The sequence below is a fragment of the Haliscomenobacter sp. genome (assembly GCF_965225875.1).
In the GTDB taxonomy this organism is placed as follows: Bacteria; Bacteroidota; Bacteroidia; order Chitinophagales; family Saprospiraceae; genus Haliscomenobacter.
In genome coordinates, this window is record NZ_CBDDBS010000001.1 from 51,443 (window position 1) to 68,474 (window position 17,032).

Annotated in this window: 10 protein-coding genes; 7 read left to right on the forward strand and 3 right to left on the reverse strand. The window is 47.5% G+C overall.

The annotated features are described in order from the left end of the window. Nucleotides 1-99: 99 nt before the first annotated feature. The 4 genes from ACO08K_RS00200 (at nt 100) to ACO08K_RS00215 (ending at nt 5,644) form a co-directional block, all read left to right on the forward strand. Entirely contained in the window at nt 100-1,449 is a 1,350-nt protein-coding gene (locus ACO08K_RS00200) for an aspartate kinase (RefSeq protein WP_421794362.1), read from the forward strand. A gap of 517 nt (nt 1,450-1,966) precedes the next feature. Continuing rightward, nucleotides 1,967-3,493 carry a bifunctional phosphoribosylaminoimidazolecarboxamide formyltransferase/IMP cyclohydrolase gene (purH, locus tag ACO08K_RS00205; protein ID WP_421794363.1) on the forward strand — a complete coding sequence of 509 codons (1,527 nt, stop codon included), beginning with the start codon at nt 1,967-1,969 and terminating at the stop codon, nt 3,491-3,493. Nucleotides 3,494-3,561: 68 nt separating this feature from the next. Then, complete coding sequence (locus ACO08K_RS00210) at nt 3,562-4,287, forward strand: type III pantothenate kinase (RefSeq protein WP_421794364.1); 726 nt, start codon at nt 3,562-3,564, stop codon at nt 4,285-4,287. Then, nucleotides 4,277-5,644, forward strand: coding sequence for a hypothetical protein (locus ACO08K_RS00215; protein WP_421794365.1), 1,368 nt, complete (start codon nt 4,277-4,279; stop codon nt 5,642-5,644). Before ACO08K_RS00210 ends, ACO08K_RS00215 begins: the two co-directional genes overlap by 11 nt. Nucleotides 5,645-5,727: 83 nt before the next feature. Here the strand turns inward: ACO08K_RS00215 and ACO08K_RS00220 are convergent, their stop codons facing one another. The 3 genes from ACO08K_RS00220 to ACO08K_RS00230 all read right to left on the reverse strand — a co-directional run bounded on the left by ACO08K_RS00220 (nt 5,728) and on the right by ACO08K_RS00230 (nt 9,239). Then, nucleotides 5,728-6,552 carry an ABC transporter ATP-binding protein gene (locus ACO08K_RS00220; protein WP_421794366.1) on the reverse strand — a complete coding sequence of 275 codons (825 nt, stop codon included), beginning with the start codon at nt 6,550-6,552 and terminating at the stop codon, nt 5,728-5,730. 9 nt (nt 6,553-6,561) lie between these two features. Next, a complete protein-coding gene (locus ACO08K_RS00225) occupies nt 6,562-7,359 on the reverse strand; it encodes an ABC transporter permease (RefSeq protein WP_421794367.1) in 798 nt (265 codons plus the stop codon). A gap of 92 nt (nt 7,360-7,451) precedes the next feature. Then, on the reverse strand, nt 7,452-9,239 hold the full coding sequence (locus ACO08K_RS00230; protein ID WP_421794368.1) for an OmpA family protein: 1,788 nt from the start codon (nt 9,237-9,239) through the stop codon (nt 7,452-7,454). Nucleotides 9,240-9,606: 367 nt separating this feature from the next. Here ACO08K_RS00230 and ACO08K_RS00235 point away from each other — a divergent pair, with 367 nt between their 5' ends. The 3 genes from ACO08K_RS00235 to ACO08K_RS00245 all read left to right on the forward strand — a co-directional run bounded on the left by ACO08K_RS00235 (nt 9,607) and on the right by ACO08K_RS00245 (nt 16,901). Continuing rightward, nucleotides 9,607-12,414: a SusC/RagA family TonB-linked outer membrane protein gene (locus tag ACO08K_RS00235; protein WP_421794369.1), complete on the forward strand. Its 2,808-nt coding sequence runs from the start codon at nt 9,607-9,609 to the stop codon at nt 12,412-12,414. A gap of 47 nt (nt 12,415-12,461) precedes the next feature. Next, nucleotides 12,462-15,725, forward strand: coding sequence for a VCBS repeat-containing protein (locus ACO08K_RS00240; RefSeq protein ID WP_421794370.1), 3,264 nt, complete (start codon nt 12,462-12,464; stop codon nt 15,723-15,725). Nucleotides 15,726-15,893: 168 nt separating this feature from the next. After that, nucleotides 15,894-16,901: a WD40/YVTN/BNR-like repeat-containing protein gene (locus tag ACO08K_RS00245; protein ID WP_421794371.1), complete on the forward strand. Its 1,008-nt coding sequence runs from the start codon at nt 15,894-15,896 to the stop codon at nt 16,899-16,901. Nucleotides 16,902-17,032 lie beyond the last annotated feature (131 nt).

Sequence of the window (17,032 nt, forward strand, 5' to 3'; positions counted from 1 at the left end):
ATTCCAGTATTTATTTTCACCCTTTACTTTTGTTTCATCAATCAAAGATGACTCGCTGGTAGTTGTCAATTGATTATTCACAGCATCAAGTAAACAATCATGCAAATTCTGAAGTTTGGTGGCACATCGGTGGGAAGTCCGGAAAGAATGCGTCGGGTAGGCGAACTGATCGACGATGGTTTACCCAAAATTGTGGTTCTATCCGCTGTGTCTGGTACAACCAACAAGTTGGTCGAATTGAGTGAACTCATTCGCAAACAACAGATTGAAGCCGCATCCATCAAACTCGCTGCCTTACGTGAAGAATACCGGGTATTTGTGAATGAGTTACTGCCAAATGAACCTTTCCAGGAAAGAGGCCACACTGTAGCAAGAGGTATTTTTGATGAAATGGAGCAACTGTTATGGGTCAATCGCTTTGAAAGCAGCCACGAAAAATGGATTTTGGCCCAAGGCGAGGTGATTTCGACCAACCTGTTCCAAATCTACATGGAATTGATTGAACGGCCTTCTGTATTGCTCTCCGCACTGGATTTCATGCGCATCGATGAGCACGGCGAGCCCGATATGGATTGGATTCAGCGACGTTTGGAACTGCTGTTGTCCCAACAACACCCTTTAGCCACCTATTTCATTACCCAGGGATACATCTGCCGCAATGCTGCCGATGAAGTAGACAACCTGCAACGTGGTGGAAGTGATTACAGCGCAACTTTGATTGGTGCGGCCATCCGGGCGGAAGAAATTCAAATTTGGACCGATATCGATGGCATTCACAACAACGACCCACGCATTGTAGAAAATACCTGGCCAATTCGGCAGGTATCGTACCGGGAAGCTGCCGAGCTGGCTTATTTTGGGGCCAAAATTTTGCACCCAACCTGTGTCATCCCAGCCGAAGACCGTCAGGTGCCAATTGTGTTGAAAAACACTTTTGAGCCAAAATCACCAGGAACTTTAATTTCTAATGCATCTTCCAACCGAACCATAACCGCCATTGCCGCTAAAGATGGCATCACCGCCATCAAAATTCAAAGTGGGAGAATGTTGCATGCTTATGGCTTTTTGCGTCGGGTGTTTGAAGTATTCGAACAATTCCGTACGCCGATTGACATGATCACCACTTCCGAAGTGTCGGTTTCCTTGACTATTGATTCCGACAAACACTTGCCAGAAATCATCCGCTCACTGGAGCTTTTTGGAGACGTGAGTGTGGACAAGAATCAGTCGATCATCTGTATCGTGGGAGATGCACTAAGCGCACATACCGAAGTAACCAAACATATTTTTTCGGCACTGGAAAGTATCCCATTGCGAATGGTTTCTTACGGTGGGAGCAACAACAACATCTCGATTCTGGTGAGTCAGGATGCCAAAAATGCTGCCCTGCGCAGCTTGCACAAACACTTATTTCAAAACACAAATACTACGCTGTCAGTAAATTTTTAGGCTAAGAAACGCATTCAGTAATTTTTTTTTCTGGTTAGGGCATACTGAATGCATAATCAAACCCGCTTGAAAGGTGAATGAACCTTTCAGCGGGTTTTTTCTTAAAAACATTGTAAATCAATTCGATGTGATAATTCTGAAAAAAACTTAAAAAAAAATCAGCAAACATGTGACTTCGTTTTAATCTCTCAGTCTAAAGATAAAATTTGAAAAACGAACTAAACCCTTTACCTTTGTGAGCTGAACCTTAATATTCCGTCCCAATCATTCAGTGTATTCGCCAACCGGTGAATCACAAAACTGCGTAAAATTTACAAGACCTTTTTTCCATGCTTACTCTGGACTTTGTCCATACGTATAAAGATTGTTTATAGGGGGAACTTATTACATTTTGGGGGCAGGGCGTTGAACGCCTTGCCTCTTTTTATTTTAACCCACTACTTACTAACTGCACACAATCGCAAAAACTATTTACCTTTGCGCATCTTTTTTCAAACTGTATCTACCAAACCAAACAATGGCACATAAGAAAATTCAGTCAGCCCTTATTTCTGTGTACTATAAGGATGGACTAGAACCGATTATTCGCGAATTGCACCAGCATGGCGTAACCCTCTATTCTACTGGCGGAACCCAACAGTTCATTGAAGAATTGGGGATTCCCGTTATCCCGGTGGAAGATTTGACCTCCTATCCTTCCATTTTAGATGGGCGGGTAAAGACCCTGCACCCCAAAATTTTTGGCGGCATTCTAGCGCGGCGGGAGGAAAAACACCAGGCTCAGTTGGCGCAATACGAGATCCCCGAAATTGACCTGGTAATCGTTGACCTCTATCCTTTTGAGGAAACTGTGGCCAGCACGAGCGATGAAAAAACCATCATCGAAAAAATAGACATCGGGGGCATTTCCCTGATTCGGGCAGCAGCTAAAAACTACCAGGATGTAGCCATTGTAGCTTCACGCAATGATTATCCTTTTTTCCTGGAACTGATCCAAACCAAACAAGGTGCAACGGCCCTGGAAGATCGCAAAGAACTGGCTCGTCGGGGCTTTTTGGTGTCCAGCCATTACGATACTGCCATTTTCAATTATTTCAACCGGGGAGTACAAGAACCCTTGTTCAAACACAGCCTGATCCAACACGAAACCCTGCGCTACGGAGAGAACCCACATCAAAAGGCCGTATTCCATGGTGACCTGGAGCAACTGTTTGAAAAATTGGGCGGCAAAGCGATTTCTTTTAATAATATGGTCGACATCGACGCGGCTGTCGCTTTGATGCGGGAGTTTTTGGACGATGAGCCCACTTTTGCCATTCTCAAACACACCAACGCTTGTGGTGTGGCTACCCGTCCTACCGTTTTGGAAGCCTGGCAAGCTGCTCTTCAGGCAGATAATGTGTCAGCCTTTGGCGGGATTTTGATTTCCAATACTAAAATTGACCTGGCTACGGCTCAAGCTGTAGATGAAATATTTTACGAGGTTTTGCTGGCACCCGATTTTGATCCGGCCGCAGCAGAACTTTTGGTAAAAAAGAAAAACCGCATTCTGCTCAAAATCAAACACTTTGATGTACAAGCGCGCAATTTCCGCAGCTTGCTCAATGGAGTGATCGAGCAAGATACCGACCTGGCCATCGAAACGCAGGATGATTTCAAGGTGGTGTCCAAAAAAGCACCCACTACCGCAGAAATCAAAGACATGATTTTTGCCAACAAGTGTGTCAAACACCTGAAATCAAATGCAATTGCCCTGGCCAAAAATGCGCAATTGATTGGTATGGGCTGCGGTCAAACCTCACGGGTGGATTCCATGCGCCACGCCATTGAAAAAGCCAATCGTTTTGGTTTGGACATCAATGGTGCAGTGATGGCTTCTGACGCGTTTTTCCCATTCTCCGATAGTGTACAACTGGCCCACGAAGCCGGGGTTACTGCGGTAGTACAACCAGGTGGGTCCATCCGCGATCAGGATAGCGTGGATTATGCAGATACGCATGGGCTGGCGATGGTGATGACCGGGGTACGGCATTTTAAACATTAATTCGTACGGGCGGCCCTATGTGGTCGCCCTAATCATAGGCAACCACGAAGGGTCGCCTCTACGAGAGGATGAATTTAACGATCGACATTGGCAACTCCCGCACCAAACTTGCCCTCTTTGAGGGGGATGTGCTGGTATTGCGCCAACTCTGGGAAAAATGGACGATCGAGGATTTATTACAACTGGTAACCAACCATAAGGTGCAGAATGTGATCTTATGTTCGGTAGGTCGGCAATTAGAACCAGCTGAATTAAAGCGCTTGGAAAGCCAATGTCGCCTCATACAATTGGATGCAGATACCCCACTCCCCATCCGCAATGCGTACAAAACTCCACAAACTCTGGGGAAAGATCGCCTTGCTGCAGTGGTCGGAGCACATGCCATTTTTCCAGGGGAGAATTGTCTGGTGGTAGATGCAGGCAGCTGTATTACTTACGAGTTTTTGAGTGCAGAAGGCGTTTATTTGGGAGGAAATATTGCTCCCGGAGTAAAAATGCGGCTGCGCGCCATGCATGAATTTACCGCAAGGCTTCCGGAAGTGGAGTTGAATGGGCTTCAAGAATGGATTGGAGATTCTACCCCAAATGCCATGAACAATGGTGCATTGTTGGGTACCGCACTCGAAATTGAAGGGTATAGTCAAAAATGGGCAACCGTAGAAAGTCACAGCAAAACCATACTTACCGGAGGAGATGCTGCGCTTTTGCTACAAACCCTGAGCATCAGCGCAATACACGAACCCGATTTAGTATTCATTGGATTGAACAAAATATTGAAACATAATGTCGAGTAGTTGGACGATAAAAACGGCGCTTTGCGCAGCCGTGCTGGTACTGTGGATGCCCTGGGTGGCCTCGGCACAAACGACCACCGCACAAATTTTACCCAAACAAAATTCACCCTATTCTCGTTTTGGCCTGGGTGATTTGTTTTCGTCAGCCCTGGTATCACAAACCGGGGTGGCGGGCATGGGGATTGCCCTGCGCGATGGTTCGCATACCAATTGGTTGAATCCAGCCGCATTGAGTTCACTGGAAGTTGCCGCTTTTGAATCGGGAGTATCGGCCAAGTACTCAGCCCTCTCTGATGGAGATCAAAAGGATGCTGCCTTTAGTGGCAACTTGCGCCAACTTTCCCTGGCCTTCCCATTGAACAACTCGATCAACCGGGCACAAGAACGCAAAAAACACAATTTCAACTGGGGTATGGGATTTCACCTGAGCCCGTATTCCGAAGTTGGGTACAATATCCAAAACGTAGAAATCCGGGGCGAAACCCTCGATCGCATTACGACTGACCTGAAGGGGTCTGGCGGAACCTATAAATTGGGATTTGGCAATGGGGTTCGCATTGGTAATTTATCACTAGGTGCGGAATTACAGGCTCTTTTTGGAAAAGTTGCCAATAGCCGGGGCGTATACCTGGACAGCGTGGCACTGGCCTACTCCACCGATTTACAGGATGACATCAGCTACCGAAGCACCATTTTTAAACTGGGTGCTCAATACGTCATCAACCTTGATAAACCCAATGAACGTGGCATTCAGGATATTGGAGATCGTTCATTTATCCTTGGTTTCACTTATACACCCAATAGTGACCTCAAATCGGTGAGTAGTCGTTTGTACCGTCGTTTATCTCCTAATTCTTCGGTATCAGATACCATCACCTACGAATCGGATATTGCCCGCGGAGGAACTTTGCCCAGTGAAATGGGTTTCGGTCTGACCTATGAATCTTTGGGTAAATTGCGCATCAGCGCCGAATACCTGCAAACGCGCTGGAGTGAGTACCTGAATGAAGCAAAAGTAGAATCACTTTCCGACTCTCGCCGCATGGCTTTTGGTGTTGAATTTATTCCTAATGTTCAGTCTTACAACAACAACTGGAGTCGTTCAAGGTACCGTTTGGGTGTTTTTCACGCCCAGGACGCTCGTAGCAATAACGGGCAACAGCTGACCAATTACGGCTTAACATTGGGCGTTGGTATTCCAATCATTTTGCCTCGTCAAACCCTTTCTTTTGTCAATTTAGCACTTGAAGCGGGTCGTTTTGGCGCCGTTGATGGTTTGAAAGAAACCTATGTGCAGTTCCATTTTGGCTTTACGCTGAACGACAGCAGTTGGTTCTTCAAGCGGAAGTTCAATTAATGAGGAAAGGATGCATTTTCCTCAATCGGCACCTCAGCTCCGCTCGGTGAACGATTGAATAAAATGCATCCTTTCTTCATCAATTACAGCGTTTTAAACAACCCCCTCACCTCATCCACCAACTCGTGGAAATCCCGCCGGCCCATCACATTTTCTTGCCAGGCCAGACCACGGTCGATCAAATTATAAGTGTATTTGATGCGCGAACCGGGGATAATTTCACCCTTGTCGTCCCGATCTCGTCCCATCACCCACAAGGTATCCGCGATGGAAGCCGTCGATTCAATGTCGTGTGACACAACGATAATTGTGTTGTGTTCGTGCAAAGCGGCAATGCTGCGCAGCAATTCACATACTTTTTCAATCATGATGATGTCCAATCCACTGAAAGGCTCATCAAGCAGAAGGAAGTGATCTGAGCAGAGCAATTGCTGGGCAATAGCCACCCTTTGGCGTTGCCCACCAGAGAGTTCTGCCGGGAATTTATTGGCATGGCCTTGCAAGCCAAAGTGCGCCAACATTTCTTCACATTTGGTTTTTTGCTCATTAGCAGGTAGTCCTTTTCGTGCAGCCGCAACCATCAAATTCCCCATGACAGTACGGTGGCTAAAAAGCGGATAACTTTGTTGGACGACCCCTACCCTACCCACTTTTACCGGAGTAAGTGGATCACCCAAGAGTACTTGACCACTATCTGGTTTGATTAAGCCAGCCAGGATTTCAAAAAATTTGGTTTTACCGATCCCCGATGGACCCAAAAACCCTACGATTTGTCCCTGGCTCAGCCCTGGTCGAACCACATCGCGAATGTCTACGTTGACATCGCGCAGAATCTGATTTCCGCCCAGGTTAAGCGAAACATTTTCAACCTTAAGAATGGTATTTTTAAACTCGTGTGTCAGTGCCATGTTAAAAGCTTATCTTCTTTCCAAACTCAAAGAAGCATAGGGACAAATAATGTTTTTGACGACTCCAATGAGGTAGTCCATACTGATCCCCACCAGGAGGATCAAAATCTGGATAGCAAAAACGGCATCCAGGTGCAAGTGTTTATTCTGATTGAGCAACATGGCGCCAATTCCACCTTCAGCACGAGATATGCCTTCCACCATAGTCAGCATCATCCAGCTGATGGCAAAGTTTTGGCGAATGATCTCAAACACCTCGTGCAATCGCCCCAGAATGATGACTTCCCACACGGTTTGCCATTCGCTCATGCCCAGGGTGCGGGCATGGTTGAACTCCGTTTTGGGAATCGCCTGAATCATTGCGATCGCTGATGTGACAAAAAATACCGTAATGCCAAACACCATTAAAGACACTTTAAGGTTATGACCGCCAGAGGTAAGCAGGGTAAAAACGAAGCTCAAGCCGACCAGAGTTAAAAAGCGTCCTTTGGAAACAATGAAAGCGGTGGGTCGAAAAAAAGGCAAAACCGTCAGATAAGACAAGGCCAGAGAAATCAATATCGCCAAACCCATGGCTTGCAAACAGAGCCCCATACTGGTGAACAATTCCCGGATTAAATCGCCCCCCTTCAACAGGCGGTTAAAGGCGGAAAGGATTTCAGGCGGTCGGGGCAAAATTTCGGAAGAAGAATACCAGGCGACCATAGCGATGATGATTTGCACCACGATGATTAGAGCCATGGTCATTTTGCTGACGCTGGTATTGGGTTTAAACGCCCGAATGAGGTCTTGGAGGTAGTTGGACATGGTTGGCATATTCGTAGGGGCGCCCCTACATGGTCGCCCCTATTTTTCGTGGGCAACCATGTAGGGTCGCCCCTACGGTTGCCCGACCGATTTTATTTACCCATAATAATTTCCACCCGGCGGTTTTTGGCCCGACCAGCTGGGGTGTCATTGGATACAAGTGGGTTACTGGCACCGTGCGCGAACACCGTTACCCTCCCTTCCGGGAAGTTATTGGCGGATTTGTTTTCCAACCAGGACTTGATCGCAAAAGCACGACGCTCCGACAGTTTCAGGTTAGCAGAAGGGTCACCAACGTTGTCGGTATGGCCATGTACTTCCACTTTCAAGTTGCTGGCGATGACCAGGTCGTTGAACAATTGCTCCATCACTACCTTAGCTGCTGGAGTAAACTCTGCGCTACCCGAAGCAAATTCGATGGCCCAGGATTTTTTACTCACTGTTTCACGGATGTTGTCATCGGCATTGAACTCATTTTCATCCGCACTGGCAATGTCGCTACCGGCACGAGCGAGTACACTCTTGAGGAAGCGGGTGTTGATTACCTCTTCCGCACTAGGATAGGAAGGCACCAAATCCGGATACAACTTTTTCACGATGTCCCCAAAAGTGGTGTATACAATCTTGATGATGTTGGTACTACCGGGATTGACCCCAAAAATTTCGGCGTTGTCAGCCAGGTTGTTAACCCGAGAACCTCCCAGCTCAACGGGCAGACCTTTGCGGTCGGTTTCGGTTACCCCTTTGTAGTATTTCTCCCAGTATTCAGCGGTTTCTTCATTGTAAATTTCGGCGCTGATTGCCGCTGCTTTTTTAAGGGCTGGGGAGTAAGATTTCACCTGGTCACCACCAATGGCGATACCTTCGATCAGGTTTTCAACGAGGCGAGGATTGTCTTCCATCCATTTTTTGATGCCAATCAATACACAAGGCATCTGGCTGCGGTATTCCTTGGTCGAAACGATAGAGATTAATCCACCTTTCTTTTTGGCTACCATAACGTCACCAGGCGTCCAGGTGGTTACCCCGGTTACACCAACAGTCACTTTTTTGCCCGTACGTTGGCCTTTTTTGACTTCGTCACGCTCTTCGGTATAGCCATTGATGTACTTTTCAGAAGCATCGATGTAGGTGTCGGCGGCGATGAAGTTCATGGCTTCGGGGTCGTAAGTGGTTTCATCCGCATTGACGGGGATACCGTTGTCGGAGCACCATTTGATCACGATGTTCCAGTCACCATCCCGCAGTACTGCCGTGGTTACTCCACCCCGGGCTGCCTGGGGATTTTCTTTCCAGGCAGGTGGGCCCATAAATTTGTCTTCGCCCAAAGAACGACCGCAGGTAAAGACAATCTGAGCGCGGTAGTCAGCACCCAGTTTTTCGAGTTGTGGGTTCACCCCGGCCAGGAAGGCCGCAGCGCCGTCGCCCATGATGGTTACGAAGTGAGCGCCTTCCCGAGTCTCGGGGTCACTTTTGTAACTTTCGGCGAATTTGACCAAAGCGGCCTGCATTTGAGACACATCATCCTGACGGGTCATTTTCAGGTTGACCTTTTTGGAAGCCATGATACTTCCTTTGGTGGTTTCTGCGCCACCATTGGCCAAAATAGCACCCATTTGTGCGTTCCAGGCCCAGTGTAGCCAGCGGATTTCCGGGCTGTTGACATTGGCAGGGGTTGAACTGGGGAGTTCAAGTGGTTGCACGCTGGTAGCTGCGTTTTTGGGGGCATCAGGTAAGTCTACTTTTTCGATTACAGTTGACTCCTTGGTCGTTCTTTGACCCAGGACGCCCATGTTACCCAAAATTTTTACACCAGCAAAAATAACGCCCCCGATGACCAGGAGCACGGCGAGTTTGCCTAAAGTGGTTAATCGTGCCATAATGAGATAAGGGTTTTCCGGATTTGCTGCAAGTGGAAATAGTCCACCCGCTTTTCATACGGTTTTTTGTGTTTCAGGGTTGCTGTTTTGTTCCATTTAGTTTTGTTGCAGCTCCCCTTGATGTCAACAAATATAATCGAAATTCGGAAGGGAAAGCAAAGATTGTCGTTGAGAATACACGGAAAAACGATGGGCTGAAGCAAAAGATCGTTGGAACTGCCTTTTTGGGCTTAAGCTAATCAAGTCAGCTCCAAGAATCTGACATATCATTAAACAAAATTCTTACTAAAACATTTAAAATACCTAATTTAGCTTTAAAGTAGTTTGGTAATCAGTCGCCTAATTATTCATCAGAACACTTACACTCATGCAAAAACTAAAAATCATCCTGTGCTTTTTGTTGGCTTATTGCATTGGGTCAACCGGGTTTTCCAAAAACACCATACAAAACGATACCACTAAAAACAGTACTGATAGCCTAATATTCCGAGGTGAAGCAATAAACATTCCAACTTCCCTGAGCCGAATCGGATTCAAGCAATTCAGCCCGGGAAATATTTACAACCCCTTCCAACTTATTCAGGGCAAAATCCCGGGGGTAGTGGTTACCCGCCCTGGAGGCGACCCCAATGCGGATTTTAAAGTCCAGATTCGGGGCCTTCATTCTGCCATTTATGGTAGGATTTCGGCTTTCCCAACTGCCACTGGTTACAATCAGCAATTCAACAACAGTGATCCACTGATTGTGGTGGATGGCTTTCCGGGGGTAGCGCTCAATACAATCGACCCCCAGGAAATTGACAACATCACGGTGGTCAAAGATGCTGCTTCCCTGGCTGCCTATGGCATGCGTGGCGCCAACGGGGTAATCCTGATCAGCAGTAAAAAAGGGGCAAGGAATAAAGGCCTCCAATACCATACCTATCTGGCTATGGACCGTGCCAGCAGACCTGATCTTGGCATCGACGCGGCTACCTATCGCAGCTTGATCGGTAACAATGGTAATTTCCAAGGTGTCAATCAGGATTTGGGGGCCAACAACAACTGGTATGAGCTGATCACTCGTACTGGTTTTAGCCAATCCCACAATTTGGCCTATAATGGGACTGCCCTGGGTGCCGATTATCGCTTCGCTGCGAATTTCCGTGAGATAAATGGCATCGCTCAAAAATCCAGCCTGGACCAAATCAATACTTCCTTTAATTTCCAACGGCCACTCCAACAAGGCAAGGGAAAACTGGAAGGTATATTTTCCATCAATAACCGCAACAACAATCAGGTCAACCCGGATATTTTCCGCACTGCTGCAGTGATGAACCCCACTGCCCCAATTTTTTACAGTACTAGCGCCCCTGGCATATACTACCAACCTCAGGCATTTGCACTGTCCAACCCTTTGGGCATCTTGAATTTGCAAAATTTTGAAGACACCCATCAAACCATTACCTCCGGGTTAAATCTGGAACTGGCCCTGTTGAAAGGCATCAAGGCCAAAGTGCAGGGTGCTTTTCAACACAATGAAGATGGCTATGGCGCCGTAATCGCCAATCAGGGAATTCTCGGAACTCAAGCCGCCGTAAGTTGGGAAGAACGTAAATTGAGCCATTGGTTCACGGATGCTCAATTACAGGGCGATTGGACCTGGGGCAAACACCGCGTCCAGACCCAATTGGGATATACCTATCAACGTTGGGAGGGTAGAGGAACCCTGCGACAAGATTCAATAGTGGGACAAAATCTGCCTACTTATCGCTACCTCATTGATTTTGCAGGAAATCAGGATGAAATCATTGAAGACCCTTACCGGGAAAGTGACGAATTGCCTGCGGTTTATTGGCAAGGGCTATACAGTTTGAATGAGCGCTGGTACGCCAGTGCCAGCGTGCGAAGGGAAGGGTTTACTCGTTTGGGAGAAGAAAAATGGATGATTTACCCTGCGTTCAAATTAGGTGGCTACCTCTTTTCTCCCAATGAAAAACAACACTACCTGAAATTGCAATTTGGCTATGGCCTTACCGGGAATATTCCGCCCAAGACCTATGCCACTGAAATGATAATTGTGCCCGGAGACCCCATTTACAGCAATGGTGTATTTAAACCCGGCATTCGTTATCCTTATGTCCCCAATCCTGATCTGCGCGCTGAACTGCGCAAAGAACTCAATGTAGGGTTGGACTTTGCTTTACTCAACAATCGCCTGCAAGGCCAAGTCCAGGTATACCAAAGCCGTTCTTCTGAGTTGCTCTGGCTATATCGAACTTCTGAAACCAACGGATTCTCCAATGTGTATTTCGAAAATACCATGGCCTTAAAGAATCAAGGCGTAGAGGTACAGCTGAATTTTTCCGCAATCCAAACCAACAACCTGAGCTGGGAAAGCAACCTGAATCTGGCGCATAATCGAACTACGCTGGACTCTCCTTTCCCCAGTGCTAGTGTTCAAGGTAATCCCAATCGGCTATTGGTGGGCAATCCAGGGTCTCCGGGTTTTTGTTGCGGCTACCTGCAATTGCTCGAAACCGGGAAACCAATCGGGCAGTTCTATACCTACCGCAGTGAAGGTATTGATGCCCAAGGACAATGGAAAACTGTTGACGTCAATGGCGATGGTCAAATCAATGAATCGACCGATCGCCAAATCACGGGCAATGCTCAACCCGATCTGACTTTGGGCTGGGACAACACCCTAAAGTGGAAACAATTTACCCTCAATGTATTTTGGCGAGGTGCTCTTGGGCATGACCTGCTCAATGCCTTTAACCTATTTTACGGCAATCCATCACATTTAAAAAACAACCGGGGCTATAGCATTCCCCAAGTCGCATTAAGTTCCAAGTTTGCCCAATTGAGAAGCAACACAACCCCTATTTCTGATTATTTTGTTGAAAATGTATCGTTTATGCGCCTGGACAATCTGAGCATTGCCTACGGTTTCCCACAAAAACCGCAAAAAAAATTCAACCTTAAGCTATACCTGAGTGCGCAAAATTTGTTGACCATCAGCTCATTTACCGGCAATGACCCGGAACTGCGCCTGAGCAATATTCAAGAATCCTTAATCCCCGGAATTGTTAATCCAAACTATTGGGGGGTGTCTCGCGATTTGAATGAGTTAGACCGCGGTCGTTACCCAATTACCCAAACTTTATTATTTGGTGCTGTCCTAAAATTATAACCAGCGACTAAACCTTATATCTTTGTAGTTCAAAAGGATTGACCATTATGCTGTTTGTGCAACCAAAAGGCCATCTATTGCTGTATCTGTGCCTCTGCTGTGTAGTTTTTTCGTGTCAAAAATCGACTAATCATACACTTTTTAAAACTGTTCCCGCCGCTCAGTCCAGCATTGACTTTGCCAATACCCTGCATGAAACAGAAGATTTCAACATCATCGAATACCTCTACTACTACAACGGTGGCGGAGTAGCCACGGGTGACCTCAATGGCGATCAACTGCCCGACTTGTTTTTTACCGCCAATCAGGGCGAAAATAAATTGTACTTCAACCGTGGCGGGCTAAAATTCAAAGACGTTTCCAAGGAGGCTGGAATTCAGCAAAATGGAGGCTGGTCAACCGGTGTCACCATGGCCGACGTCAATGGCGACGGAGCTCTGGACATTTACGTATGCCAGGTGGGAGAATACAAAACCCTCCGTGGACGCAACCAATTGTACATCAACGACGGCAAAGGGAAATTCAGCGAGCAAGCCGCCCAATATGGCCTCGACTTTGTCGGTTTTTCCACTCAAGCTGCTTTTTTTGACTACGACCGCGATGGTGATCTTGACTGCTATCTGCTCAACCATTCCATCCACGACGCCGAAAACTACAACCGTGCCACCATCCGCAGCAAGCGCGACGAACGATCCGGCGATCGTTTGTACCGCAACAATGGCGATCGTTTTGAAGACGTCAGCGCCAGTGCAGGCATTTACGGCAGTAAAATTGGCTTTGGACTCGGTATCGCCATAGGTGACCTCAACAACGACACTTGGCCCGACATCTACGTGTCCAACGATTTTCATGAAAACGACTACCTGTATTTCAATCAGGGCGATGGCACTTTTCAGGAAGCGGTGGCACAATCCATGGGCCATACCAGTACCTTTTCGATGGGCAATGACCTGGCTGATATCAACAACGATGGCTGGATGGACCTGGTCACGATGGACATGAAAGCCAACGACGAGCGCATCAACAAAAGCTCCGTAGGCGCCGACCCTTACAACATCTTTCAGGCCAAACTCAACTACGGCTATCATTTCCAATACCCCCGCAACATGTTGCAGCTCAATCGTGGCGTGGTTCCGGGTCAGCAACATCCGGGGTTTTCAGAAATTGGCCAACTGGCGGGTATCAATGCCAGTGATTGGAGTTGGGCACCCTTACTCGCTGATTTTGACAACGATGGTTGGAAAGACCTCTTCATTGGCAACGGCATCTGGCGGCGGCCCAACGACCTGGATTACCTCAAGTTCAGCTCCAACAGCAGCGTTCAACAATCAGCACCTGACCTGGCCCTGGTAGAAAAAATGCCTTTTGGCAAAGTTGCCAACTTCGCCTACCGCAACCTGGGCGATTTACAATTTGACGATGTTTCCGCAGCCTGGGGGCTCAATTTTACAGGTTGTTCCAATGGGGCCGCCTATGCCGACCTCGATCAGGACGGCGACCTGGACCTGGTGCTGAACAACCTGAATGAAACTGCCAGCCTCTACGAAAATACAGCGCAAAGCCAAGCGGATCAGCATTGGTTAAGCATCCGTTTACAAATGCCAGGGAAAAATCCCTTTGGCTTTGGTACTCGCGTCCGCATTGTCGCGGATGGCAAAGAACAAATCCAGGAACTGTACAGTACCCGGGGATTTCAATCTGCGGTGGAGCCAATCCTGCATTTTGGACTGGGCAAAGCCAGCAAGGTGGAAATCCTGGAACTGCACTGGCCAAATGGTAAGGTGCAAGAGCTGCGCAATGTCAAAGCCGATCAGCAATTAAAAATCGCCTATCAGCAGGTAAAAGACGCCACGATTCCTTCTGTTCGAGTTAATTTTTTAAAGGAAATTGCCACCCAACTGGGCCTGAACTATCACCACGTTGAAAATGAGCACATCGACTTCGACCACGAGCAACTCATGCCCCACATGCTGTCGGCCCAAGGCCCTGCGATGGCCGTAGGGGACGTAGATGGCAATGGATTGGAAGATGTATTGATGGCTGGGCGTGGGGTGTTTTTGTACAAACAGATCAGTGCCGGAAAATTTACAGGGCAAAATTTGGCCATTGATTCCACCCAGGAAATGGTGGATGCAGCGTTTTTTGACGCCGATCAGGATGGAGATTTAGATGTATACCTAGTCACTGGTGGGCATCAATATTCGGGCAAAAATGCGGCTCTCCTGGACGTTCTGCTATTCAATGATGGCAAAGGTAAATTTTCACAGGACGTTTTTGCCTTGCCACTGGATTATGCCGATGGTTCTTGTGTGGTGCCCTTTGATTTTAATGGCGATGGTGCCCTGGATTTATTCGTGGGCAGCCGCTCTATTTTTCCTTCCTACGGTTTGGTACCAGATAGCCATTTGTACCAAAACGACGGCAAAGGCCACTTCAAGGACGTGACGGCTCAGGTAGCTCCGGAACTGCAAAAAATTGGCATGGTGAGCGATGCTTGTATTGTCGAACAAAACGATGGACTACAATTGGTAGTTGTTGGAGAATGGATGCCCGTTTGTATTTTTTCCATTCAAAAAGGGCAATTCAAACTGAATCAAATCCCCAATTCCGAAGGTTGGTGGAATACAGTAACGACAGTGGATTATGATCAGGATGGGAAAAAAGACCTGCTGCTGGGCAACCTGGGCTTAAATGCCGAATTAAAAGCCTCGCCCGAGCTTCCCGTGGAGTTATACGTCAAAGATTTTGATCAAAACTACCAAACTGACCCCATCCTCACTTATTACAAACAAGGGCGCAGGTACACCTACGTCAGCAAGGATGAACTGACCAGCCAATTGAACATCCTGAAAAAACAGTTTTTGGAATACCGTCCTTTTGCGGAATGTGGCTTTGAACAGGTGTTTACCGCTGAAATGTTGAAGGGAGCGACCCATCATCGGGCGGTCAATTTTGCTTCCTCTTGGGGCAAATACCAGGGCAAGGGGCAATACAGCCTAGCCGCCCTGCCGATCGAAACCCAGTTGGCGCCGATTTTTAACTTTACCCAAACGGACCTCAATGGCGATGGTCAAAATGAAATCTTGAGTGTAGGCAACTGGTACGGCATTCGGCCCGGCCTGGGGCGATATGATGCGGATTATGGCTGCGTGCTCATCCGCAAGGGGAAATCCTGGACGGCCATGAGCCCGGCCCAAAGTGGTTTCTGGGTAAATGGCCAGGGGCGAAAACTGACTACGCTCAAAGATGGAACCGTTTTGATTGCCAGGAACAACCTGGGGGTAATGTCCTGGAGGAAAACAAACAAGTAAATTCACTCTAAGTTGGTTCTTTAGTGTCTTAGGTTTCTTAGGTGGTAAAAAACTCTTCTCTCTGCATATTTCCTTTTTACCCCTAAAAGGGTGAATTTTATCCTATATTATTGTCCTAATATTGCTGCCGATCACCACCGATTCGAGCAGCATTCAATTGCTTTAACCATGTATGTCAAAACCAAACATTATCTGTTGCTGCTCGGCTGTATCCTGTCCATTTTCAGCGCTGCGCAAAGTGTGCAAGTACTCAGTGCCGGCACCAAAAGTTCTTTCCGAGGCTTAAGTGTAGTCGACGACCAAACGCTCTGGGTAAGTGGTAGCGCGGGTACGGTAGGCCGTTCCATTGATGGGGGCAAAAGTTGGCAATGGCTGAGTGTCAAAGGTTACGAAAAAACCGACTTCCGCGACATTGAAGCTTTTGATGCACAAACTGCCATCATCATGGGCATTGCTTCGCCCGCCTACATCCTCAAAACCACTGACGCGGGACTAAATTGGACCAAGGTTTACGAAAATCGCGATACTTCTATGTTCCTCGACGCCATGGATTTTGTAGACCCTCAGCACGGCATTGTTATTGGCGACCCACTCCAAGGTCGGGTGTTTATGGCCAAAACAGCCGATGGCGGCAATAGTTGGCAAGAAGTACCCCTGAATGAACGACCAGCAGTAGCCACAGGAGAAGCCTTTTTTGCCAGCAGTGGCACCAATATTCGCCTATACAGCCCTAATGAATACGCCTTGGCCAGCGGGGGGAAACAAGCCAACTTGTTTTTGTCAGGCAAAAAAACGAACCTCCCTTTGATCCAGGGAAAAGAAACTACTGGTTCCAATTCCATCGCGCTCAAAGGCAAAAAGACGCTCATGGTAGTCGGCGGGGATTTTATGACCAAGGATTCTACGACGCTCAATTGCTTCATTTCCACCAACGGGGGCAAAACATTTACCGCCCCGAAAAACGGCCCGCATGGCTATCGCAGTTGTGTGGAGTATTTGGGGCAAAAAAGCTGGATCGCCTGCGGCCTGAATGGGGTGGATATTACGAGCGATGAGGGCAAAAACTGGTCCTGGATCAGCAAGGAAAGTTTTCACGTTTGTCGCAAGGCCAAAAATGGAAGCGCGGTTTATTTCGCTGGTGGTGGTGGCCGAATTGGTAAATTGATCAGTAATTAAACCCTGGGCTGGGCACTTCAAGCCTTTAGTGTTTCTTTAGTGCCTTAGGTTTTTTAGGTGGTGAAAAAATGTGCCGCTCGCTGTTTTTTCACCACCTAAAAAACCTAAGGCACCAAAGGAATCACCTAAGC